Source organism: Streptomyces sp. NPDC059994, assembly GCF_042737755.1.
GTDB lineage: Bacteria > Actinomycetota > Actinomycetes > Streptomycetales > Streptomycetaceae > Streptomyces.
On sequence record NZ_JBHWUR010000122.1, the window covers coordinates 1 to 21,643 of the forward strand.

Below are 21,643 nucleotides of genomic sequence, written 5' to 3' on the forward strand. Positions count from 1 at the left end.
GGCGCGGGCCGAATGCCCGCGCCAGCACTCCGCCCGTTCGTCCGTGCAACTGCGGCACACCCGCATCCGTCCGCCGACGGGCGGATCATCGATACGTTCGAACAGCTGCCGAACCAGCCGCCACTACCGTCAGGTGGGAAAGGCTTCAACGCGCTGACGTAACCAGGAGGCTGTCCGTGTCCCCCTACGCAGATACCCGCGAGAACGGCCCCCGGACGGGGGTCTGGTTCATCGGAGCCCGCGGCTCCGTCGCCACCACGGCGGTCGCCGGATGCGCCGCCGTCGCCGCCGGGCTCCAGCCCGCCACCGGCATGGTCACCGAGACCCCCGACTTCGCCGGGACCGGACTTCCCGAGCTGTCGTCCTTCGTCTTCGGCGGCCACGACGTGTCCAGCAGCCCGCTGCCCAAGCGGGCCGAGGAGCTGGCCGGCGGGGGAGTGCTCCCGCACGGGCTGCCCGCCGCCGTGCGCGCCGAACTCGCCGCCGCCGACGAGGAGATACGCATGGGCGGCCCGCTGCCCGGCGACACCCGCGGCGACGAGGAGCTGATCGCCGCGTTCGCGGCCGACATCACCGACTTCGCCCGCCGCACCGGTGTGGCCCGCACGGTCGTCGTCAACGTCTCCTCGACCGAGCCCGCGCCCACCGAGGGCGACCCCCGGCTGCCCGCCTCCTCGCTGTACGCGGCGGCCGCGCTGCGCGCCGGGTGCGCCTACGTCAACTTCACCCCGTCGACCGGCCTGCGCCACCCGGACCTGGAGGCGGCGGCCGACGCGGCCGGTGTCCCTTACGCGGGCCGCGACGGCAAGACCGGCCAGACCCTGCTCCGCGCGGTGCTCGCCCCGATGTTCCGCCAGCGCGCCCTGGCCGTACGGGCGTGGTCCGGCAGCAATCTGCTCGGCGGCGGGGACGGGGCGTCGCTCGCCGACCCGGCAGCCGCGGCGGCGAAGAACGCGGGCAAGAACCGCGTCCTGGAGGACAACCTCGGCTCGCTGCCCGAGGGCGAGGTGCACATCGACGACGTTCCGGCGCTCGGCGACTGGAAGACCGCCTGGGACCACATCGTCTTCGAGGGCTTCCTCGGCTCGCGGATGGTGCTCCAGACGATCTGGCAGGGCTGCGACTCGGCGCTCGCCGCGCCGCTCGTCCTCGACCTCGCCCGCCTCACCGCCCGCGCCCACGAGGCCGGACTGACCGGCCCCCGCCCCGAGCTGGGCTTCTACTTCAAGGACCCGGACGGCGGCTCCTCGGCGCTGGCCGAGCAGTACGGGGCCCTGCTGTCGTTCGCCGAGCGGCTGCGGGAGGCCCGGTGAAGCCGGTCCTGCGCGACTGGGCCGAACTCCTGCGCGTCTCCGCCCTGTTCACCGTTCCCGGCGACGCCCTCGCGGGGGCGGCGGCCGCCGGGCTGCGCCCCAACCGGCGCACCGCGCTCGCGGTGGGCTCCTCCCTCTGCCTGTACGAGGCGGGGATGGCCCTGAACGACTGGGCGGACCGCGAGGAGGACGCCGTCGACCGCCCCCACCGCCCGATCCCGTCCGGCCGCGTCAAGCCGGCCGCGGCCCTGGCGGCGGCGGCCGGACTCACCGGCGCGGGCCTGGCCCTCGCCTACCGCGCGGGCCGCCCGGCCGGGCTGGTGGCGACGGCGCTCGCGGGCACGGTGTGGGCGTACGACCTGCGCCTGAAGCACACGCCGGCGGGCCCGGCCGCGATGGCCGCGGCCCGCTCCCTGGACCTCCTCCTCGGCGCGACGGCCACGACCGGCACGGTGACGAGGCGCCCCCTGCTCCCGGCCACGGCCCTGGGCGCGCACACGTACGCGGTGACGACGGTCTCCCGGCACGAGACGCAGGGGGGTTCGGTGCGGGCGCCGCTGGCGGCGCTGGCGGGTGCGGTGACCCTGGGCGCCCTGACGGCGCGGCGGCCGGGCGCCACCCAAGCGTTCAGGCTTCCGTCCGAGCCCCGTGACATCGCCCGGACCGCCTTCGCCGCAACCTACGTGGCCACGGCGGCAAAGCCCCTCTTCCACGCAGTCCTCAACCCGTCCCCTCCGCTCACCCAACGGGCAGTCGGCGGCGGCATCAAGGCGATGATCCCGCTCCAGGCGGCCCTCGCGGCGCGGGCAGGATCCGTCCGTACCGCCGCCGCCCTGACCGGCCTCATCCCCGTAGCCCGCAAGCTCGCACGAAAGGTCAGCCCCACATGAGCCTCCGCCTCGGCTACGGCACCAACGGCCTCACCGACCTCCGCCTCGACGACGCCCTCGGGCTCCTCGCGGACCTCGGGTACGAGGGCGTGGGGCTGACCCTCGACCACATGCACCTCGACCCGCTCGCCCCCGAACTCCCCGCCCGCACCCGCCGGGTGGCCCAGCGGCTCGGCGAGCTCGGCCTGGGCGTGACCGTGGAGACGGGCGCCCGGTACGTACTCGACCCGAGACGCAAGCACGGCCCGTCCCTCCTCGACCCGGACCCGGACGCCCGCGCCCGCCGCACCGGACTGCTCGTCACGGCCGTCCGTGTCGCCGCCGACCTCGGCGCGCACGCCGTGCACTGCTTCAGCGGCATCACGCCCGACGGCACCGACGACGACACCGCCTGGAAGCTGCTCGGGGAGGCTCTCGGCCCGGTCCTCGACATGGCATCGGGCGCGGGGGTTGCGCTCGCGATCGAGCCCGAGCCCGGCCACCTCCTCGCCACCCTCGCCGACTTCCACCGGCTGCGCGAGCAGCTGGGCGACCCGGAACCGCTCGGGCTCACGCTCGACCTCGGGCACTGCCAGTGCCTGGAGGCCGCCTCGCCCGCGGAGTGCGTGCGCGCCGCCGCGCCCTGGCTGCGGCACGTCCAGATCGAGGACATGCGGCGCGGGGTGCACGAACACCTGCCGTTCGGGGACGGCGAGATCGACTTCCCGCCCGTCCTGGAGGCGCTCGCCGCCACCGGCTACGACGGTCTGACCGTCGTCGAGCTGCCCCGCCACTCCCACGCGGGCCCCGAACAGGCCCGCAAATCCATGGAGTTCCTGCGCCCGCTGATCGCGGGTGCCGCCTCGCCCCTGAAGGGAGCCTAGCCGTGATACCTCGTGCGGAACTCGACGCCCGCTTGGGCGGCGCCGCCCGTGCCTGGCTCGACGAGGCGCTCGCCGAGGCGGCGCACACCGCCGCCCGCCCGGCCGCCGGGTACGGCACCGCCCCCTGGGAGCTGCGGTTCGCCTCGGCCGGGCGCCATCTCGGCGCCGACGCCGTCGACGAAGCACGTGTCCTGATGCTGCACACCGCCCGCGTGGACGCGCCCACCGCGACCCGGATCTACCAGCAGGGCAGCGCCGCCGAGCGCCGCGCCGTCCTGCTGGCGCTCCCGGACCTCGGCCTCGGCCCGGCGGCCGGGGTGCCGCTCGTCGAGGATGCGCTGCGCGCCAACGACACCCGCCTGGTGGCGGCGGCCGTCGGCCCCTACGCGGCGGCCCATCTGGACCCGCACGCCTGGCGGCACGCCGTACTGAAGTGCCTGTTCACCGGCGTGCCCGTGGACGCCGTCGCCTCCTTGCGGGAGCGCGCCCACGGCGACACGGAACTCGCCCGGATGCTCGGCGACTACGCGAAGGAACGTACCGCCGCCGCCCGCCCCGTCCCCGACGACCTGCACCGCGTACTGGCCCTCACCGGGGCCGAGGAGTCCTGACCATGCGCATCTTCGACCCGCACATCCATATGACGTCCCGCACCACCGACGACTACGAGGCGATGTACGCGGCGGGCGTGCGCGCGGTCGTCGAGCCCGCGTTCTGGCTGGGCCAGCCCCGTACCTCGCCCGCGAGCTTCTTCGACTACTTCGACGCGCTGCTCGGCTGGGAGCCGTTCCGGGCCGCGCAGTACGGCATGGCCCACCACTGCACGATCGCCCTCAACCCCAAGGAGGCGAACGACCCGCGCTGTACGCCCGTCCTCGACGAGCTGCCGCGCTATCTGGTCAAGGACGGCGTGGTGGCGGTCGGCGAGATCGGCTACGACTCGATGACGCCCGCCGAGGACCACGCGCTCGCCGTCCAGCTCCAGCTCGCCGCCGAGCACGGCCTGCCCGCCATGGCGCACACCCCGCACCGCGACAAGCTCACCGGTCTGCGCCGCACCATCGACGTCGTACGCGAGTCGGCGCTCGCCCCCGAGCGGGTGCTGCTCGACCACCTCAACGAGACGACCGTCAAGGAGGCCAAGGACAGCGGCTCCTGGCTCGGCTTCTCGGTCTATCCGGACACCAAGATGGACGAGGACCGTATGGTCGCCATCCTCGACGAGTACGGCCCGGAGAAGGTGCTGGTCAACTCGGCCGCGGACTGGGGCAAGAGCGATCCGCTGAAGACCCGCAAGGTGGCCGACGCGATGCTGAAGGCCGGGTTCGACGAGGACGCCGTGGACCTGGTGCTGTGGCGCAACCCGGTCGCGTTCTACGCGCTGAGCGGACGCCTGGACCTGGACCCGACCGCCCCGGACGCCCTGCACGAGGGCAACTCCATCCTCCGCGGCGGCGAGTGAGCCCATGCGACTGCGCCACCCCGACGGCTCCACGGTCCACCTCGCGTACTGCACCAACGTCCACCCCGCCGAGACCCTCGACGGCGTCCTCGCCCAGCTGCGGGACCACTGCGAGCCGGTGCGCCGGCGTCTGGGCACCGACCGGCTCGGCATCGGCCTGTGGCTGGCCCGGGGCGCGGCCGAGGAGCTGAGCGCCGACGCGGCCGCGCTGCGCGGGCTGCGTCGCGAACTCGACGGACGCGGCCTGGAGGTCGTCACCCTCAACGGCTTCCCGTACGACGGGTTCGGCGCCGAGGAGGTCAAGTACCGCGTCTACCAGCCGGACTGGACCGATCCGGAACGCCTGGAGCACACCGCGGACCTGGCCCGGCTGCTCGCCGCGCTGCTTCCCGACGACGTCACCGAGGGCACCATCTCCACCCTGCCGCTCGCCTGGCGCACCGGCTTCGACGCCGCCGCGGCCGAGACCGCGCGCACCGCGCTCACCACACTGGCGGCGCGGCTCGACGCCCTGGAGGAGGAGACCGGGAAGTCCATCCGGATCGGCCTGGAGCCGGAGCCCGGCTGCACGGTGGAGACCACCGCCGACGCGATCGCCCCGCTCAGCGCGATCGGCTCGCCGCGCATCGGCATCTGCGTCGACACCTGCCATCTGGCCACCTCCTTCGAGGACCCGTCGAAGGCGCTCGACGCGCTGCACGCCGCCGGGATCGCGATCCCCAAGGTCCAGCTGTCGGCCGCGCTGCACGCCGAGGAGCCGGGCAGGCCCGAAGTCCGGGACGCGCTCGCCGAGTTCGCCGAGCCGCGCTTCCTGCACCAGACCCGTACCCGGCACGGCGAAGGGCTCCTCGGCACCGACGACCTCGACGAGGCCCTGGCCGGACAGGCGCTGCCGGACACCGCTCCCTGGCGCGCGCACTTCCACGTACCGCTGCACGCCCGGCCCGCGGCGCCGCTCACCTCCACGCTGCCCGTGCTGCGCGAGACCCTGGCGGGCCTGGTCGGCGGGCCGGTGGCGCACACCCGCCACCTGGAGGTCGAGACGTACACCTGGCAGGCGCTGCCCGCCGAGCTGCGCCCGCGCGACCGGGACCAGCTGGCCGACGGCATCGCCGCCGAACTCAGCCTCGCCCGGGACCTGTTGACCGACCTCGGCCTCAAGGAACTGCCATGACCGACGCCACCGCCGGCGCACCCAACCCGCTCCTCGTCCTGGACGTCGTCGGCCTCACCCCCAAGCTGCTTGAGCACATGCCCAGGCTCAAGGCGCTCAGCCGCTCCGGCTCCAGGGCGCGGCTCGGCACGGTGCTCCCGGCCGTCACCTGCGCCGCCCAGTCCACCTTCCTGACCGGCACGCTCCCCGCCGAGCACGGCATCGTCGGCAACGGCTGGTACTTCCGCGACCTGGGCGACGTCCTCCTGTGGCGCCAGCACAACGGCCTGGTCGAGGGCGACAAGCTGTGGGACGCGGCCCGCCGCGCGCACCCGGGCTACACGGTCGCGAACATCTGCTGGTGGTACGCGATGGGCGCGGACACCGACATCACGGTCACCCCGCGCCCGGTCTACTACGCCGACGGCCGCAAGGAGCCCGACTGCTACACCCGGCCCCCGGCGCTCCACGACGAACTCCACGACAAGTTCGGCACGTTCCCCCTCTTCAACTTCTGGGGACCCGGCGCGAACATCGTCTCCTCCCAGTGGATCGTCGACGCCACCCGCCACATCCTGGCGACCCGCGACCCCGACCTGGCGCTGTGCTACCTGCCGCACCTGGACTACGACCTGCAGCGGTACGGCCCCGACGACCCGCGCTCCTACCGCGCGGCCGCCGACCTCGACGCCGCCATGGCTCCGCTGCTCGACGACGCGGAGGCGGCGGGCCGCACGGTCGTGGCCCTCTCGGAGTACGGCATCACGCGTGTCAGCCGGCCCGTGGACATCAACCGCGCCCTGCGCCGCGCCGGGCTGCTCGAAGTCCACACCCAGGACGGCATGGAGTATCTGGACCCGATGGCGTCCCGCGCGTTCGCGGTGGCCGACCACCAGCTCGCGCACATCTACGTCCGCAGGCCCGAGGACCTGGACGCCACCCGCGAGGCCCTCGCGGACGTGGCGGGCATCGACCAGCTGCTCGACGACGAGGGCAAGAAGAGCTTCGGCCTCGACCACCCGCGCTCGGGCGAACTGGTCGCCATCGCGGAACCGGACGCCTGGTTCACGTACTACTACTGGCTCGACGACGACCGCGCCCCGGACTTCGCCCAGCTCGTCGAGATCCACCGCAAGCCCGGGTACGACCCGGTCGAGCTGTTCATGGACCCGCTCGACCCGTATGTGAAGGTCAAGGCCGCGAAGGCGCTGGCGCGCAAGAAGCTCGGGATGCGCTACCGGATGGCGGTCGTGCCGCTGGACCCCTCGCCGGTGCGGGGCAGCCATGGCCGACTGCCCGACGACCCGCAGGACGGGCCGCTGCTGCTGTGCTCGGCTCCGGACGCGGTGGGCGACGCGGTGGAGGCCACCGAGGTGAAGGGTCTGCTGCTGAGGCTGGCGGGGCTGGCGTAGTTCCCCGTCGTATGAAGAAGCTCCTGGCGGATCGTTCCGCCAGGAGCTTCCTCGTAGACGTGAGGTGAGGCCGGGTCAGACCGGGCGCGCCTCGACGATCGAGACGCCCGCGGCGGTCTGCACGATCCGGTCCAGCTGGAAGCCGGTGGCGCGCAGGATCTCCGAGTACTGGCGCTCGGTGCGCTCCTTGCCGCCGACCAGGATCATCAGCCACAGGTCGACGAGCTTGGCGGGGTGCGCCGCGTTGCCCTCCGGGGGCACGAATTCCATGACGAGCAGCCGGCCGTCGGGGCTGATTGCCTCACGGGCGTTCTTGAGGATCTCCAGCGCCTTCGGCTCCGGCCATTCATGCAGAATGTGCTTCAGCAGATAGGCGTCCGCACCGGCCGGCAGCGGACCGAAGAGATCGCCCTTGTCGATCTCGACCCGGTCGACCACGCCCTCTTCCGTGAGAAACGCGTCGGCGCCCAGCTCGTCCGCCCGGGAATCGAAGAGGATGCCCTTCGACTGGGGCGTCTTCTTCAGGATCGCCGACAGCAGTCCGCCGCGGCCGCCGAAGACGTCGACGAGCGTCTTGTACTTGGAGAAGTCGTACGCGGCGAGAATGGGCTCGGTCTCCATATTCGAGAGCGTGCCCATGCCGTTGAGGAAGATCTCCGCGAATTCCGGGTTCTGGCCCAGGTACTCGTACGCGTGCATGCCGCGGTTCTTCTCAAGGCTCGGCTGACCGGTGCGCACGGTGTGGATGAGCGCACCCCAGTCCTCCCAGCTCGCGGGGTGACCTGTCAACAGGGCCATGTCGCGCATCGACATCGGCGTACCGGTGCGCAGCGCGTCGGCCATCGGCGTCAGCTTGAAACGGCCGTCGCTCTGCTCGCTGAATATCCTGTAGCCGGCGAGGGCGCGCAGCAGCCGGTGGACCGCGTCCGGGTCGGCCTCGATCCGCCGGGCGATCTCCTCCGAGGACAGCGGGCCGTCGGCGAGCTGGTCGGCGATCTTCAGCTCGGCCGCCACGTAGATCGCCTGGGACACCCAGGCGCCCTGGGCCAGTTCGAGGACGGCGATCGGCGCGGGCACCATCAGCTGGGCGAGGCGCTGCACCCGCGCGCGCACCCCTTCGACGATGCGGACGACTCGGGCGGGCGGAATTGGGGGCATGCGTATCCTCCGTGGGCGGTTGCGCAGCGGTATCAAGAGTCTCAATTACCGGGATACCGGAAACTATGGGCATCGCCCGGCAGACTCTAGAGCCGCACACGGCGGCGAACAACCACTCAACGCGCGAGAACTCGCCCCGAGTTGGCCGAAATCCGGCGCGAGTTCGGTGCCAGTGAATTCCGACTGCCAATCAAGTGTGCAACTGCGGATAGGGCGCAGTCGGACAGGGCTTACAACTTACCTGCGAATACAGGACGGTTGAGGTAGAAGCGTCTATCGTGGCGCCGGTTGAGTCGGCTCCCAATGACGGGGGCACGCCATGATGAGGGAGAGACATGTCGAGAATACGCAGGTCTTGGAGTGGGGCCTTCGTGGCAGCGGCGGCGGTGGGCACCCTGGCCGTCACGCTGATCCCCGGCCCGGCACAGGCCTCGCCGAAGGAGGCGAAGGCCGCTGCCGGTACCACCGCGGGTGCCACTGCCAACATTGAGGTCATTGCGAGCAAGCTCAACAACCCCCGCGGCATCTCCGTCCAGGCGGACGGGACGATCCTGGTCGCCGAGTCGGGCGTGGGCAAGCCGGGCTGCGCGCCGGGCACCAAGTGCGTCGGACTGACCGGTTCCGTCTACCGCGTCAAGGGCACCCAGCAGGGCCGCGTCGTCACCGGCCTGGCGTCCTCCGCCGTGGCCCCGACCAACCCGTACGAGCCGATCTCGGCCGCCGGCCCCAACGACGTGGAGGCCAACGGGTCGGGTTACCTCGTCCTCAACGGCTTCGGCGGCGGCACGGACGACCGCGCCAAGCTCGGCGCGGACGCGGCCAAGCTCGGCACGCTCCAGACGGCGAGCGGCTGGGTCGTCGGTGACCCGGTCAAGCACGAGACGCTGCTCGACCCGGACTGGATCCTCGGCCACCCGGCCAACGAGGAGGAAGCGTCGATCCACAGCAACGCCTGGCGCTTCGCCCGCAACGGCCGCGGCTTCCTGGTCACGGACGCCGGCGCCAACGACCTGATCGGCGTCGGCTTCGGCGGCCGCACCACCACCGAGGCGATCTTCCCGGACAACGAGCTCCCCGCCCCGGGCGGCGCCGCCACGGCCCCGTCGGCCAAGGAGAAGAAGGCGCTGGAGTCCCTCGTCCCGCAGACCAAGTCGGTCGCGGCCGACGGCACGGTCAAGGTCCAGGCGGTGCCCAGCGGCATCGTCAAGGGCGCGGACGGCGCGTTCTACATCGCCGACATGGGCGGTCTGCGTCCGGGCGCCTCGCGCATCTGGCGGATCGTGCCGGGCCACCGCGCGGAGGTCTTCGCCAGCGGTCTGACCGCGGTGACCGACCTGGCCGCCGACAAGAACGGCAACCTGGTCGCGCTGACGCTGACCGGTGGCTTCCAGCAGCAGGGCCCGCCGCTGCCGGGCAAGCTGAGCCGGATCGACGTCAAGACCAAGGCGGTCACCGAGATCCCGACCGACGGCAAGCTGGCGATGTCCACCGGCCTGGCCTTCGGCCCGAAGAACGAGATCTACGTGACCAACAACTCGGTCGGCACCGAGGGTCAGCTGATCAAGATCACGGAGTAGTCCTGATCGACGTCCTGCTGACCGACTGATCAGCGTGTGACGTGCGGCCCCGCCGGGAACCTGACGCCCGGCGGGGCCGCTTCGTCGTACGCGCGGAAAAATCTTCCCCACCTTCGGTCACACTCCTGCGCCGGGACCCGTCAGACCAGTGACGCGGGATCCCGGCCGATGGGATCGAGCCGGCGTCACCGCTGAACGAACGCTGTTGATCTCTGAAGGAGAGCAGTCATGGAAGCACGGATGCAGAACCCGGCGATGGTCCTCCCCGACGCCATGCAGGCCATCCAGAGCCTGTACAAGGCCACCTACGCGGGGGGCGTCCCGGCGGGTCTGCTCGCGCTGAGCCACCTGCGCGCGAGCCAGATCAATGGCTGCAGCCCCTGTGTGGAGTCGGCGTCCGGCCAGGCGCGCAAGGCGGGCGAGAGCGACGAGAAGATCTTCTCCGTCGGCGCGTGGCGGGAGACCCCCTTCTACACCGACTCCGAGCGCGCGGCGCTGTCGCTCACCGAGCACGTGACGCGGCTGAACGACCGCGAGGACCCGGTCCCGGACGCGGTGTGGAACGAGGCCGCCCAGCACTTCAACGAGCAGGAGCTCGCGGCGCTCGTGCTGCACATCGCCGTCAGCAATCTGTTCAACCGCCTCAACGCCACGACGAAGCAGCAGGCCGGCCAGAAGTGGTAGGCACGGCCTAGCGAGGTGTTCGGTACGGCCCGGCCGGGCCCGGACCGAGTGGGCGGTGTGACGGTCGCACGACGACACGCGACGGTCCCACCGCCCCTCAGCACACAGTTGGGTACACAGACCAGTACGCAGGTCGGTACGCGGGTTGGTACCTGGATCAGTATGCAGATCATCGCGATGGCTTGTTCTCGCCTGTGGACAACGTTATCCACAGGGCTGGTGAGGGGTGGCCGGGCGCGGGACCGTCGAGGCATGAACAAGCACCACGAATCGCACGGTTCCCACGGACTGCCCGACGACGACCCGCAGCTCACCCTGCGCAGCCCGGCCGAACTGGCCGACGCCCTGCCGTATCTGATGGGCTTCCATCCGACGGACTCCGTCGTGATGGTCGCCCTCCATGGTCGCCGGGGCCGCTTCGGCGGGCGGCTCCGGCTCGGCATTCCCCGTGCGCCGGGGGAGTGGCCGCACGTCGCCGAGCAACTGGCCGAGTGCCTGGTGACGGGGAGCGAGCGGCGGGGGCCGCGCCCGGACGCGATCATCGTGTTCCTCTGCCAGGACCCGGACCCGGCGGGGGAGGTGACGGCCGGTCACGTCATGGAGAGGCTGCGGCCGTTGGCCCAGCTCCTGCGGACGGCTTGCGGTGCCCTGGACGTTCCGGTCCTGGAGGCGCTGTGCATCTCGGACGGAAGGTACTGGTCGTACTGCTGCCCGGACGCGCGCTGCTGCCCGCCGGAGGGGAACGTGCTGGCCCTGCCCGGTACGTCGGTGCTGGCGGCGGCAGCGACCTTCGCCGGGCTCCAAGTCCGGGGCTCCCTGCGGGAGATGGAGGCGCGGCTCGCCCCCTGGCGGCGCCCGGCGGCGGCCGACCAGGAACGCGTGCTCGCGGCGGCGGAGGAGGCGCTCGTGCCGCGCATCCTTGACGATGAGGAGCGGCTGCGGGTCGGGCGGGAGACCCTGGACCTGGCGGGCCGCCTGATGCGCCGCCTCTCCGGCGCGCCCCCGGCCACGGGCCGCACGGACGCGGACGCGCTGGACGACGGCCTGATCGCGCACGACGAGGCGGCGGCCCTGGTCCTCGGCCTCCAGGACCGCACCACCCGGGACCGTGCGGCCGAGTGGATGGAGGGCCCGGACGCGGCCCCGGCCCAGCGCCTGTGGCGCGCCCTCGCGCGCCGCTGCGTGGGCCGCTACGGGGAGCACGCGGCGGCCCCGCTCACCCTGGCGGGCTGGGTGGCCTGGTCCACCGGCGACGAGCCCGCCGCCAGGGTCGCCCTGGGCCTGGCCCTGCGCGCGGACCCCGACTACCAGTTCGCCCAACTCCTCCACCAGGCCTGCAACCAGGGCCTGGACCCGGAGGCACTGCGCAGGTGCCTGCGGGAGGAGAGGCGGGAGCGGGAGGAGGGGGTGGAGGCTATGGCTCCGGGTGCGGGTGGGGATGCGTTCGTGGTTCCGGGACTTGGCGCCTCTGTGCCCGGGCCCGCCGGGCCCGAGCCTGTGGCCGCCGGGCATGGAGTGGCCGTGGAGGCGCCGGCGTCCGGCGTGGCCGGGCCCGTTCGGCGGCCCAAGTCCCGCCGTAAGGCTCCGGCGCACCGGAACGACGGTGCGGCCGCCACCTCCCCGGCGAACAGGAGGGACGCGGCATCCGCCTCCGTCCGTCCCGAGGGCGTCGACGGTGGCTCCGAGACGGCCGGGTCCGCCCGGCGTGGGGCCCGGCGGGCGGGGCAGCGGGACGGGACCGGCCGATGACGCCGGGTCCACACCGTGCCGTGTCGCTCCGTGACCCGTGCGCCGCCCGCCGCGTTCACGAGGCGGGCGCCGCGCGAGGGCGGTCCGCCCGACCCGCGAATGCGGCCGGAGCGCTCGGAAGGCAAGCTATGCCGTTCAATGTCCCTCCCCGGGCCAATCCCCCGTCCCGGGCCAATGCCCTTTCCCAGGCCGAAGTCCCGCTCTGGGGCGATGTCTCTCCCAGGGGCGAAGTCCCCTCCGGGAGCGATGTGACTCCTCGGGCCCCTGCCGGAGGCGGTCCGGCCTCCCCCGGAACGGGACGGGCGGCCGCGCCCGGGTCCGGGCCTCGACCAGGCGCGGGGCCGGGGCGGCGCCCGGCACCGGCGCCCCGGGCGTCCGGCCCGGCCGGAAACTCCGGACCCGGATTCGGCGAGCTCCCCCCACTGCACGCGGCCCTGATCTCCGTCGCCCTGCCCGGCCTCGTCGTCTCGGCGGAGCACGGCCAGCTCACCGGCCACGGCCTGGAGGGCTTCTACCGCCACGGCCGCCGGCTGCTCGCGCGCTGCCAGCTGAAGGTGGCCGGGCGGGAGCCGATCGCCCTCCAGGGCAGACCGATATCGGCCGACCGCGCCCGCTTCTTCGCGGTGGTGCGCACCCCGGCCGACAGTGGCCCCGACCCCGAGATCACGATCGAGCGGCTGCGCCAGGCAGACGGCAGCGAGCGGATCACCCTGCGCAGTTCCTCGCCCCGCTCCCTGCGGCTGCCCGTGGAGATCGCCCTCGGGACCGACCTCGCCGACCTGGGCGCGGTCGCGGCGGGCCGGGCCGGACCCGAACTGCCGGGCAGCGTCCACGCCTCGGGCATGCGCTGGACGGCCCCGGGCGCGCACGCGGTGGTGAGCGCGCACCCGCCCCCGGCCGACGCGCTCGCCTCGGCGGGTGTGCTGCGCTGGGACGTGGAGCTGCCCCCGGGCGGTTCGTACACGATCGAGCTGCAGATCCGCACCGACCGCACCGGCCGCCCCGCCCGGCCGCCCGGCCAGGCCGCGAGCCACCCGCTGCCACAGGCCGAGGCGGAGGGCGACGACCCCCGGGTCGGGCCGCTGCTCCAGAGCGGCCTCGACGACCTGCGGGCCCTGCTCGTACGGGACCCGGCCCACCCGGCGGACGTGTACGCGGCGGCGGGCGTCCCCTGGCGCACCGGCCCGGCGCCGGCCGAGGCGCTGTGGGCCGCGCGGATGGCCCTGCCGCTCTCCACCCGGCTGGCGGCCGCGACCCTGCGCGCCGTTGCGCGTACCCAACTGGCGGGCGGGGAGAGGGAGTTCGGCCGCATCCCCGGGCCGTTGCGGGACGCGGGGCCCCATCTGCCACCCAGCTGTACCGGAGTGGAGGCCACGCTCGCGTTCCCGGTGGTGCTCGCCGAGGCGCGCCGCTGGGGGCTTGCCGAGTCCGAAGTGGCCGAGCTGCTGCCGGCGGCGGAGCGGTGTCTGCGCTGGCTGCGCGCGTGTGCCGGTGACGACGGCTATCTCGGCGAGCCGGGCCCGGCGGCGGGCCTGGCGCGGGCCGAGACCCAGGCCCACGCCCACCGCGCCGCCGTCCTGGGCGCCGAGCTGCTGCGGGAGTGCGGCAGGCCCGGGGCCCAGGAGTGCGCGGCCTGGGCGGCGGGGCTGCGCGAGCGGTTCCGGGAGGAGTTCTGGATCGAGGACCTCGCGGGCGGGCGCCCCGCCGCCGCCCGTACCGCCGACGGCCGCCCCCTGCCGTCGCTCGGCGGGGGCGCCGCCCACCTCCTGGACACCGGGCTGCTCGGCGCGGGACGGCTCGCCCCCGGGCTGCTCGACAAGGTGCAGACGGAACAGCTGGCCCGGCTCCTGGGCGGCCCGGCCATGGACTCCGGCTGGGGCCTGCGGGGCCTCGGCGCCAAGGAGGCGGGCTACAACCCGTTCGGCCACCGCGCGGGCGCGGTGCGGGTGTACGACACGGCCGTCGCCGTCACGGGCCTCGCGGCCGCCGGGTACGAGAAGGAGGCGAGCGCGCTGCTGCGGGGACTCCTGGACGCGGCCGAGGCGTTCGGCTACCGGCTGCCCGAGATGTACGCGGGGGAGCAGCGCACCGCGGACAGCGCCCCCCTGCCGCACCCGGCCGCCTGCCGCCCGGCCGCCGTCGCCGCGGCCTCGGCGGTCCAGCTGCTCACCACGCTCGCCGGGATCCGCCCGGACGCCCCGGCGGGCACGGTCGCCGTGTGCCCCGTACGGTCGGCGCCGCTCGGCGCGGTCCGGCTGTCAGGGCTGAGCGTCGCGGGGGAGCCGTTCGCCGTGCGGGTCAGCAGGCTCGGCGTAGGCATGGTCGAGCAGGCCGCCGGCCGGCTCCAGTTGGGAGGCTGAACGGAGTGCTGAGTGAATCCGGTACGGAGGAAGAGGCGGCGCCGGTCACCGCGGCGGGAGCGGTGGGCGCCGAGGGCATCGAGCCAAATGTGGTGAGAAACCGTGCGCGGGGCGCCTCGGGAGGAACCCGTGGGGCGGCTGGTGAAGATGGTGCGACCGGCCGTGCCCGGGGGCGTGTTTATCGTCAGGGAGACGACTATGATCGCTTCATGTCTCCCTACGACCCGTCGGCCTTCCCGCCCTTCGCCGTGACCGTCGACCTGGTCGTGCTCACCGTGCGTCGCCACGCCCTGTGCGCGCTGGTCGTCCGTCGCGGGGAGCCGCCGTTCCAGGGGCGGTGGGCGCTGCCGGGCGGCTTCGTCCGGGGCGACGAGGACCTGTCGGCCGCGGCGGCCCGCGAACTGACCGAGGAGACCGGACTCTGCGCCCAGGACCCGGCGGCCACCGCCCCGGCCCCGGGCAACGGTGCCCATCTGGAGCAGCTCGCCACGTACGGCGACCCCCGGCGCGACCCCCGCATGCGGGTCGTCAGCGTGGCGCATCTGGCGCTCGCCCCCGATCTGCCCGCCCCACGCGCGGGCGGCGACGCCCACAGTGCGCGCTGGGCGCCGGTCGAGGACCTGCTGAGCCAGGACGGCGGCTTCGGCCGCGACGGCGAGCAGCCCGCCCCGCTCGCCTTCGACCACGCCCAGATCCTCGCGGACGGCGTGGAGCGGGCCCGTTCCAAGATCGAGTACTCGTCACTGGCCACGGCGTTCTGCCCGGCCGAGTTCACCGTCGGGGAGCTGCGGCGGGTGTACGAGGCGGTGTGGGGGGTCGCGCTCGACCCCCGCAACTTCCACCGCAAGGTGACCGGCACCCCGGGCTTCCTGGTCCCGTCGGGCGGCACCACGACCCGCCAGGGCGGACGCCCCGCGCAACTGTTCCGCGCGGGCGGCGCGACACTGCTGAACCCCCCGATGCTCCGCCCGGAGGTCTGACCCACCGCTTGAAGGGGCGCGGGGCCGTGTCATGGCGCGGCTCCGCCGCGTGGCGCGACCAGCCATGTCCGGTCCGCACTTGAAGGCCGCACACCTCCAGCGCTCCGGGCGGACGCCTGCCCGCCGTGGGGGCACACACGCGCCCGGCTTGCACAAAAAGCATGAAATGTCGCGTTATGTTAATCCGGTACTCGTCGTACCTGTCATACCCGCGTACCTGTCCTCCCGCCGTGCCGTCGAGCGGTCTCACCCCCGCGAGAGAAGCGATGCTCCAGGCCATTGGACTCACCAGCACACCCCGCCGCGACCGTCCGCCCGAGGTGGACGACCTGACCTTCGAGGCCCGGCCGGGCCTGATCACCGCCCTGCTCGGCGCCCCCGGCTCCGGCAAGACCACGGCCCTGCGCCTGATGCTGGAGCTCGAACCGGGCCGGGGCGTCACCTACTTCCGGGGCCGCCCCCTGCACAAGGTGGCCCACCCGGCCCGCGAGGTCGGCACTCTGCTCGGCGACGTGCCGGGCCACCCCGCCCGTACGGTCCGGGGCCAGCTCCGCCTCATGTGCGCGGTCGCCGGGGTCCCGGCCGCCCGCGCCGAGGAGATGCTCCACGTCGTCGGCCTCGTCGGCCTCGGGGACCAGCGGCTCGGCACCCTCTCGCTCGGCATGGACCGCAGACTCGGGCTCGCCGCAGCCCTCCTCGGCGACCCGCACGCGCTGGTTCTGGACGAGCCCGCCGAGGGCCTCTCGCCGCGCGAGAACAACTGGATGTACGGGCTGTTGCGCGGCCACGCACAGCACGGCGGCACCGTGCTGTGCACCTTCGCCGACCCCAAGGAGGCGGCCCGGGTGGCCGACCGGGTGGTCACCATCGACGCGGGCCGCCTCGTCGCGGACCAGGACGCGACCGAGTTCGCCCGCACCCGGCTGCGCCCCCGGGTGGCCGTCGCGAGCCCGCACGCCACCCGCCTCGGCGCCCTGGTCAGCCGCGAGGCCCGCGCCGCACGCCGCTCGGTCGAGGTGGTCGCCGAGGACGGCAGCCACCTCTCCGTCTACGGCACGACCTGCGCCGAGGTCGGTGAAACGGCGTTCCGCCACGGCGTCCTCGTCCACCGCCTCACGGAAGAGTTCGGCGACACGGGCCCGACGGCGCCGAGCCCCCGCCCGGCCCCGGCGTCCGGCCCTCACCCGGCTCCGGCGGCAGCAACCACCCCGGACCCCGCCGCGGACCCCGCCGCGGACCCCGCCGCGGACCCCGCCGCGCCGACGGAACCGCTCCCGCCGCACAACGGCGGCCCCGCCCCCCACCCGCGCCCCCCGATCACCCGCGCCCGACCCCGCACACCACTCCGCCCCCTCCGCTACGAGCTCCGCCGCCTCCTCGGTGTGCGCACCACGTACCTGCTGGCCGCCGCCGTGCTCGTCGGGTCGGTCGCGCTCGCCGTGGTGCTCGGGCGCACCGGGCACACACCGCTGCCGCACCTGGCAGCCGCCTGGCCGGGGCTGCTGCCACTGCCGCCCGCCGCGTTCGGCGCCGGGGTCCTCGGCGCGCTCGCCTTCGGCGAGGAGTACCGCTACCCCGCGCTCGCCGCCGACCGCGGCACCGTCCCGCGCAGGCTCGGGCTGCTGCTCGCCAAGCTCGCCGTGTCGGCCGGGGCCGCCCTCCTGCTGGCCGTGCTCACCGTCGCCCTGGACGCACAGGCCCTGCGTCTGGTGTACGGCGGCGACTTGGTGCGGATTCCGCCGGACTGGCCCTCGCTGGCGGCGGGTTGGGCGGGGCTGACCGTGGGCTGCGCCTGGGCCGGGCTGCTCGCGGCCGGCATCTTCCGGGCCACCACGGCCGGGCTCGCCGCCGTCCTGGCGGTGCCGGTCGCCGTCGTACCCCTCGTACAGAAAGCGTTGTCGGCTCCGCAGGCACGTTCGGCCGCCGGACTTCCGGCCAGGCTGCGGGACGTGGCCTGGCTGCGCTGGCCGCGCATGCTGGACAACGGGCTCGACGCGGCGCTGCACCTGCTCGCCCGGCCGCAGGGCGCGGCCCTCGCGCTGTCGCTCTCCGTGCTGCTCTGCGCCTACGTGGTCACCGGCCTTCGCGGGAGGGCCCGTTGGTGACCCTGCCCTGACCTCGGCGTATGCGGACAAGCACAACTCCCCAGGGAATGCCCGCTTCTTTCCGATAAAGCGTCAATTGCGAGGGGTGCGGCGATCACCCTTTCGTGTGCTTTTCACCAAAGACCTCAAGGGCCGTGGAAGTCCCGCCGACAAAGGATGCGTGAGTACCCTTGCGCACACCATGATGACCACCGCCCGCGCCGCCGACACCGGCCTCGCAGGACCGGGCGAACTCGACCGCTACCCCTACGCGGAGGCGCGTGGCGCCGACCGCGTCTCCCTCCCGGCGTGGGACGGAGCCGAGGCGGACCTCGGCCGGGTGAGCCGCCGCGCGGCGGGCAGCCGCGGGAGAGGACTGCACGGCCAACTCGTCCAGCAGCTCGGCCAGATGATCGTTTCCGGCGATCTCGGCGCCGACCGCCCGCTGGTCCCCGAGGAGATCGGCCAGCGCTTCGAGGTCTCCCGGACCGTCGTCCGCGAGTCGCTCCGGGTACTGGAGGCCAAGGGCCTGGTCAGTGCCCGCCCCAACGTCGGCACCCGGGTCCGCCCGGTCAGCGACTGGAACCTGCTGGACCCCGACATCATCGAGTGGCGGGCCTTCGGCCCACAGCGCGACGACCAGCGGCGCGAGCTCAGCGAGCTGCGCTGGACGATCGAGCCGCTGGCCGCCCGGCTCGCGGCGGGGCACGGCCGCGAGGATCTCCAGCAGCGCCTCGGCGACATGGTCGAGATCATGGGCCACTCGCTCTCGCAGGGTGACGTGATCACCTGCTCGCGGGCGGACGCGGAGTTCCACTCCCTGCTGATCCAGGCCGCGGGCAACCGCATGCTTGAGCACCTCTCCGGCATCGTCGGCTCCGCCCTCCAGGTCTCCGGCGGGCCGATCACCGGCTGTGACCGCCCCTCCGAAGCCGCGCTCACCCACCACGCCCGGATCGTGGACGCGCTGGCGAACGCCGACGGGACGGCGGCCGAGACGGCCATGCGGCAGCTGCTCAACGTCCACCCCGAGGTCGAGCGCGTCGTCCCCGCGCCGCGCGAGCACTGACGGCGGAGCGCGGCCGGGCGCGGGCTGGCCGCCCCGCCCGGAGGAAGCACGCGTCGCCGGACCTCGGGGGGTCCGGCGACGCGATTATGGGCACTATGACCCTTGTGGATGTTTTGTCGTAAATGGGGTGTGACTCGGGCCACGTGGATTGGGCGTAACACTCCTCGAAACCGTGCGATGACCTAAGAGGTAACAGCTGAGGAAGGAATACAGCTGCCGCTCGCGGCGCTGTGCACCTCCGAGGTTCAGCCCGCGCCGTCGGCACAATCCCCAGCCGACGGTCGTCGGCTCCGGCCCGATCATGGGCGGGGCCGGAAGCCGTTTCCATCGTTCCGAGAGGTTGTTCGTGTCGGCCAGCACATCCCGTACGCTCCCGCCGGAGATCGCCGAGTCAGAGTCTGTGATGGCGCTCATCGAGCGGGGAAAGGCTGATGGGCAGATCGCCGGCGATGACGTGCGTCGCGCCTTCGAAGCCGACCAGATTCCGCCAACCCAGTGGAAGAATGTTCTGCGCAGCCTCAACCAGATCCTCGAGGAAGAGGGTGTGACGCTGATGGTCAGTGCCGCGGAATCTCCCAAGCGCACCCGGAAGAGCGTCGCAGCGAAGAGCCCGGCGAAGCGCACCGCCACCAAGTCCGTCGCGGCCAAGACGACCGTGACCAAGACCGTCGCGGCCAGTGCGGCCCCGGCGGCCGAGACCGTGGACGTGTCGGCGGACGACGCCGAGGCGCCCAAGAAGGCCGCCGCCAAGAAGACGGCCGCGAAGAAGACCGTCGCCAAGAAGGCCGTGGCCAAGAAGACGGCCGCGAAGAAGACCGCCGGCAAGAAGGGCGACGACGAGGCCGTCGAGGGCGAAGAGCTCCTTGAGGACGTCGCGCCGGGCAAGGGCGAGGAAGAGGAGGCCGAGGGCGAGAACAAGGGCTTCGTCCTCTCCGACGACGACGAGGACGACGCTCCCGCGCAGCAGGTCGCCGTCGCCGGTGCCACCGCCGACCCGGTCAAGGACTACCTGAAGCAGATCGGCAAGGTCCCGCTCCTCAACGCCGAGCAGGAGGTCGAGCTCGCCAAGCGCATCGAGGCCGGCCTGTTCGCCGAGGACAAGCTCTCGGCCGCCGACAAGCTCGCCCCCAAGCTCAAGCGCGAGCTGGAGATCATCGCCGAGGACGGCCGCCGCGCCAAGAACCACCTGCTGGAGGCCAACCTCCGCCTTGTGGTCTCGCTGGCCAAGCGCTACACGGGCCGCGGCATGCTCTTCCTGGACCTGATCCAGGAGGGCAACCTCGGTCTGATCCGCGCGGTCGAGAAGTTCGACTACACCAAGGGCTACAAGTTCTCCACGTACGCCACCTGGTGGATCCGTCAGGCGATCACCCGCGCCATGGCCGACCAGGCCCGCACCATCCGTATCCCGGTGCACATGGTCGAGGTCATCAACAAGCTCGCGCGCGTGCAGCGCCAGATGCTCCAGGACCTGGGCCGTGAGCCCACCCCGGAGGAGCTGGCCAAGGAACTCGACATGACCCCGGAGAAGGTCATCGAGGTCCAGAAGTACGGCCGTGAGCCGATCTCCCTCCACACCCCCCTGGGTGAGGACGGCGACAGCGAGTTCGGTGACCTCATCGAGGACTCCGAGGCGGTCGTCCCGGCCGACGCGGTCAGCTTCACGCTCCTCCAGGAGCAGCTGCACTCGGTCCTCGACACCCTGTCGGAACGCGAGGCGGGCGTGGTCTCCATGCGCTTCGGCCTCACCGACGGCCAGCCGAAGACCCTGGACGAGATCGGCAAGGTCTACGGAGTGACGCGTGAGCGCATCCGTCAGATCGAGTCGAAGACCATGTCGAAGCTCCGCCACCCGTCGCGTTCGCAGGTCCTGCGCGACTACCTCGACTAGGTCGCGTTCTTACGTACGTAGTACGTAGTCGTAGTGACGCAGGCCCGGTTTCCGCAAGGGAGCCGGGCCCTCGCGCGTGTCTGAGCGGGTGCGGGCCGTCAATAGCTCGTTGACTCTTGGGTGTGCCTGTGTCACCCAAAGTCAGGAGACCGTATGCGACGCCCCACCGTCCGAGCGCTGCGCGGGGTGCTGGCCCTCACGGCGGCCGCGACCGCCGTACCGCTGGCCGCGCCCGTACCGGCCGCCGCCGCCGGCAGTGTGGTCATCGGGGGCACGCCCGCCTCCGTCGAGGACAACCCGTACGCCGTCGCGCTCTCCAGCCGTACCCGGTTCGGGGGTACGCGCGCGGGCCAGTTCTGCGGGGGAGCGGTGGTCGCCCCCACCAAGGTGGTCACCGCCGCGCACTGCCTCAGCAAAGAGGTGCTCGGCGCCGACGGGGTGCGGGACCTGAAGGTGATCGCGGGGCGCGCCCAGCTGCGCAGCAGCAAGGGCCAGGAGGTCGTCGTGCGGGACACCTGGGTCAACCCCGGGTACAACGCGGTCAGCAACGCCGGTGACATCGCGGTGCTCACCCTGGCGAGCGCGCTGCCCGAGTCGTACGTCATCGGTCTTGCCGGGCCGCGCGACGCCGCGTACGCACCGGGCACCGCCGCTACCGTCTACGGCTGGGGAGACACCTCCGGGCGGGGCAGCTACGCCTCGGCGCTGCGGTCGTCCCCGGTGCAGGTCCTCGCGGACGGGGCCTGTGAGCGCGCCTACCCGGGGAACACGGAGGGCGAGTACCTGGGCGCCACCATGCTCTGCGCAGGCGATCCCAGGGGCGGCCACGACGCCTGCCAGGGCGACAGCGGGGGGCCGCTGGTCGCCGCTGGGCGCCTGATCGGCCTGGTGTCCTGGGGCAGCGGCTGCGGGCAGGCCCAGAGCCCGGGGGTGTACACCCGGATCTCCGCGTTCGTCAGCCCGTCACGGAACGCCGCGCCCCTGTAGCGGGACGCGGG

Annotated in this window: 17 protein-coding genes; 16 read left to right on the top strand and 1 reads right to left on the bottom strand. The window is 73.3% G+C overall.

Features of this window, described 5'->3' with window-relative positions:
• The first annotated feature begins 170 nt into the window (after positions 1 to 170).
• The 7 genes from ACFWA7_RS34930 to ACFWA7_RS34960 are packed head-to-tail and all read left to right on the top strand — an operon-like array spanning position 171 to position 7,093.
• Positions 171 to 1,313, top strand: a complete 1,143-nt coding sequence (locus ACFWA7_RS34930; RefSeq protein ID WP_385542180.1) for an inositol-3-phosphate synthase — start codon at positions 171 to 173, stop codon at positions 1,311 to 1,313.
• A gap of 8 nt (positions 1,314 to 1,321) precedes the next feature.
• Entirely contained in the window at positions 1,322 to 2,203 is an 882-nt protein-coding gene (locus ACFWA7_RS34935; protein WP_385542178.1) for an SCO3242 family prenyltransferase, read from the top strand.
• Positions 2,200 to 3,066, top strand: coding sequence for a sugar phosphate isomerase/epimerase family protein (locus tag ACFWA7_RS34940; RefSeq protein ID WP_385542150.1), 867 nt, complete (start codon positions 2,200 to 2,202; stop codon positions 3,064 to 3,066). The genes ACFWA7_RS34935 and ACFWA7_RS34940 overlap by 4 nt, the downstream gene beginning before the upstream one ends.
• A 2-nt stretch (positions 3,067 to 3,068) precedes the next feature.
• A complete protein-coding gene (locus ACFWA7_RS34945; protein WP_385542149.1) occupies positions 3,069 to 3,677 on the top strand; it encodes an EboA domain-containing protein in 609 nt (202 codons plus the stop codon).
• Between the two features lie 2 nt (positions 3,678 to 3,679).
• On the top strand, positions 3,680 to 4,528 hold the full coding sequence (locus ACFWA7_RS34950; protein WP_385542148.1) for a TatD family hydrolase: 849 nt from the start codon (positions 3,680 to 3,682) through the stop codon (positions 4,526 to 4,528).
• Positions 4,529 to 4,532: 4 nt separating this feature from the next.
• Positions 4,533 to 5,702 carry a metabolite traffic protein EboE gene (eboE, locus tag ACFWA7_RS34955; RefSeq protein WP_385827097.1) on the top strand — a complete coding sequence of 390 codons (1,170 nt, stop codon included), beginning with the start codon at positions 4,533 to 4,535 and terminating at the stop codon, positions 5,700 to 5,702.
• Complete coding sequence (locus tag ACFWA7_RS34960; RefSeq protein ID WP_385827099.1) at positions 5,699 to 7,093, top strand: alkaline phosphatase family protein; 1,395 nt, start codon at positions 5,699 to 5,701, stop codon at positions 7,091 to 7,093. The genes eboE and ACFWA7_RS34960 overlap by 4 nt, the downstream gene beginning before the upstream one ends.
• Before the next feature lie 75 nt (positions 7,094 to 7,168).
• Here ACFWA7_RS34960 and ACFWA7_RS34965 read toward each other — a convergent pair whose 3' ends face one another.
• On the bottom strand, positions 7,169 to 8,251 hold the full coding sequence (locus ACFWA7_RS34965) for a methyltransferase (RefSeq protein ID WP_385542143.1): 1,083 nt from the start codon (positions 8,249 to 8,251) through the stop codon (positions 7,169 to 7,171).
• 371 nt (positions 8,252 to 8,622) lie between these two features.
• Here ACFWA7_RS34965 and ACFWA7_RS34970 point away from each other — a divergent pair, with 371 nt between their 5' ends.
• The 9 genes from ACFWA7_RS34970 (at position 8,623) to ACFWA7_RS35010 (ending at position 21,632) form a co-directional block, all read left to right on the top strand.
• Positions 8,623 to 9,828 carry a ScyD/ScyE family protein gene (locus ACFWA7_RS34970; protein ID WP_385827101.1) on the top strand — a complete coding sequence of 402 codons (1,206 nt, stop codon included), beginning with the start codon at positions 8,623 to 8,625 and terminating at the stop codon, positions 9,826 to 9,828.
• Positions 9,829 to 10,056: 228 nt separating this feature from the next.
• Entirely contained in the window at positions 10,057 to 10,512 is a 456-nt protein-coding gene (locus ACFWA7_RS34975) for a carboxymuconolactone decarboxylase family protein (protein WP_385542139.1), read from the top strand.
• A gap of 252 nt (positions 10,513 to 10,764) precedes the next feature.
• Positions 10,765 to 12,261 (top strand): DUF4192 domain-containing protein, encoded by a 1,497-nt coding sequence (locus ACFWA7_RS34980; protein ID WP_385542137.1) that lies wholly within the window; start codon positions 10,765 to 10,767, stop codon positions 12,259 to 12,261.
• Between the two features lie 248 nt (positions 12,262 to 12,509).
• Entirely contained in the window at positions 12,510 to 14,621 is a 2,112-nt protein-coding gene (locus tag ACFWA7_RS34985) for a glycogen debranching N-terminal domain-containing protein (RefSeq protein WP_385827103.1), read from the top strand.
• A 209-nt stretch (positions 14,622 to 14,830) separates the two neighbouring features.
• On the top strand, positions 14,831 to 15,601 hold the full coding sequence (locus tag ACFWA7_RS34990) for an NUDIX domain-containing protein (RefSeq protein WP_371655158.1): 771 nt from the start codon (positions 14,831 to 14,833) through the stop codon (positions 15,599 to 15,601).
• A 266-nt stretch (positions 15,602 to 15,867) separates the two neighbouring features.
• Positions 15,868 to 17,706, top strand: a complete 1,839-nt coding sequence (locus tag ACFWA7_RS34995) for an ATP-binding cassette domain-containing protein (protein WP_385827106.1) — start codon at positions 15,868 to 15,870, stop codon at positions 17,704 to 17,706.
• Positions 17,707 to 17,812: 106 nt separating this feature from the next.
• Positions 17,813 to 18,754: a FadR/GntR family transcriptional regulator gene (locus tag ACFWA7_RS35000; protein ID WP_385542130.1), complete on the top strand. Its 942-nt coding sequence runs from the start codon at positions 17,813 to 17,815 to the stop codon at positions 18,752 to 18,754.
• Between the two features lie 346 nt (positions 18,755 to 19,100).
• Positions 19,101 to 20,645 (top strand): RNA polymerase sigma factor, encoded by a 1,545-nt coding sequence (locus ACFWA7_RS35005; protein WP_385542128.1) that lies wholly within the window; start codon positions 19,101 to 19,103, stop codon positions 20,643 to 20,645.
• A gap of 153 nt (positions 20,646 to 20,798) precedes the next feature.
• Positions 20,799 to 21,632 carry a S1 family peptidase gene (locus ACFWA7_RS35010; protein ID WP_385542126.1) on the top strand — a complete coding sequence of 278 codons (834 nt, stop codon included), beginning with the start codon at positions 20,799 to 20,801 and terminating at the stop codon, positions 21,630 to 21,632.
• Positions 21,633 to 21,643 lie beyond the last annotated feature (11 nt).

What these genes read in the sequence shown, in the direction of transcription:
- ACFWA7_RS34940 (WP_385542150.1), top strand. Translation starts at nt 2,200, where the DNA reads ATGAGCCTCCGCCTCGGCTACGGCACCAACGGCCTCACCGACCTCCGC.
- ACFWA7_RS34950 (WP_385542148.1), top strand. Translation starts at nt 3,680, where the DNA reads ATGCGCATCTTCGACCCGCACATCCATATGACGTCCCGCACCACCGAC.
- eboE (WP_385827097.1), top strand. Translation starts at nt 4,533, where the DNA reads ATGCGACTGCGCCACCCCGACGGCTCCACGGTCCACCTCGCGTACTGC.
- ACFWA7_RS34960 (WP_385827099.1), top strand. Translation starts at nt 5,699, where the DNA reads ATGACCGACGCCACCGCCGGCGCACCCAACCCGCTCCTCGTCCTGGAC.
- ACFWA7_RS34965 (WP_385542143.1), bottom strand. Translation starts at nt 8,251, where the DNA reads ATGCCCCCAATTCCGCCCGCCCGAGTCGTCCGCATCGTCGAAGGGGTG.
- ACFWA7_RS34975 (WP_385542139.1), top strand. Translation starts at nt 10,057, where the DNA reads ATGGAAGCACGGATGCAGAACCCGGCGATGGTCCTCCCCGACGCCATG.
- ACFWA7_RS34980 (WP_385542137.1), top strand. Translation starts at nt 10,765, where the DNA reads ATGAACAAGCACCACGAATCGCACGGTTCCCACGGACTGCCCGACGAC.
- ACFWA7_RS34990 (WP_371655158.1), top strand. Translation starts at nt 14,831, where the DNA reads ATGTCTCCCTACGACCCGTCGGCCTTCCCGCCCTTCGCCGTGACCGTC.
- ACFWA7_RS34995 (WP_385827106.1), top strand. Translation starts at nt 15,868, where the DNA reads ATGCTCCAGGCCATTGGACTCACCAGCACACCCCGCCGCGACCGTCCG.
- ACFWA7_RS35010 (WP_385542126.1), top strand. Translation starts at nt 20,799, where the DNA reads ATGCGACGCCCCACCGTCCGAGCGCTGCGCGGGGTGCTGGCCCTCACG.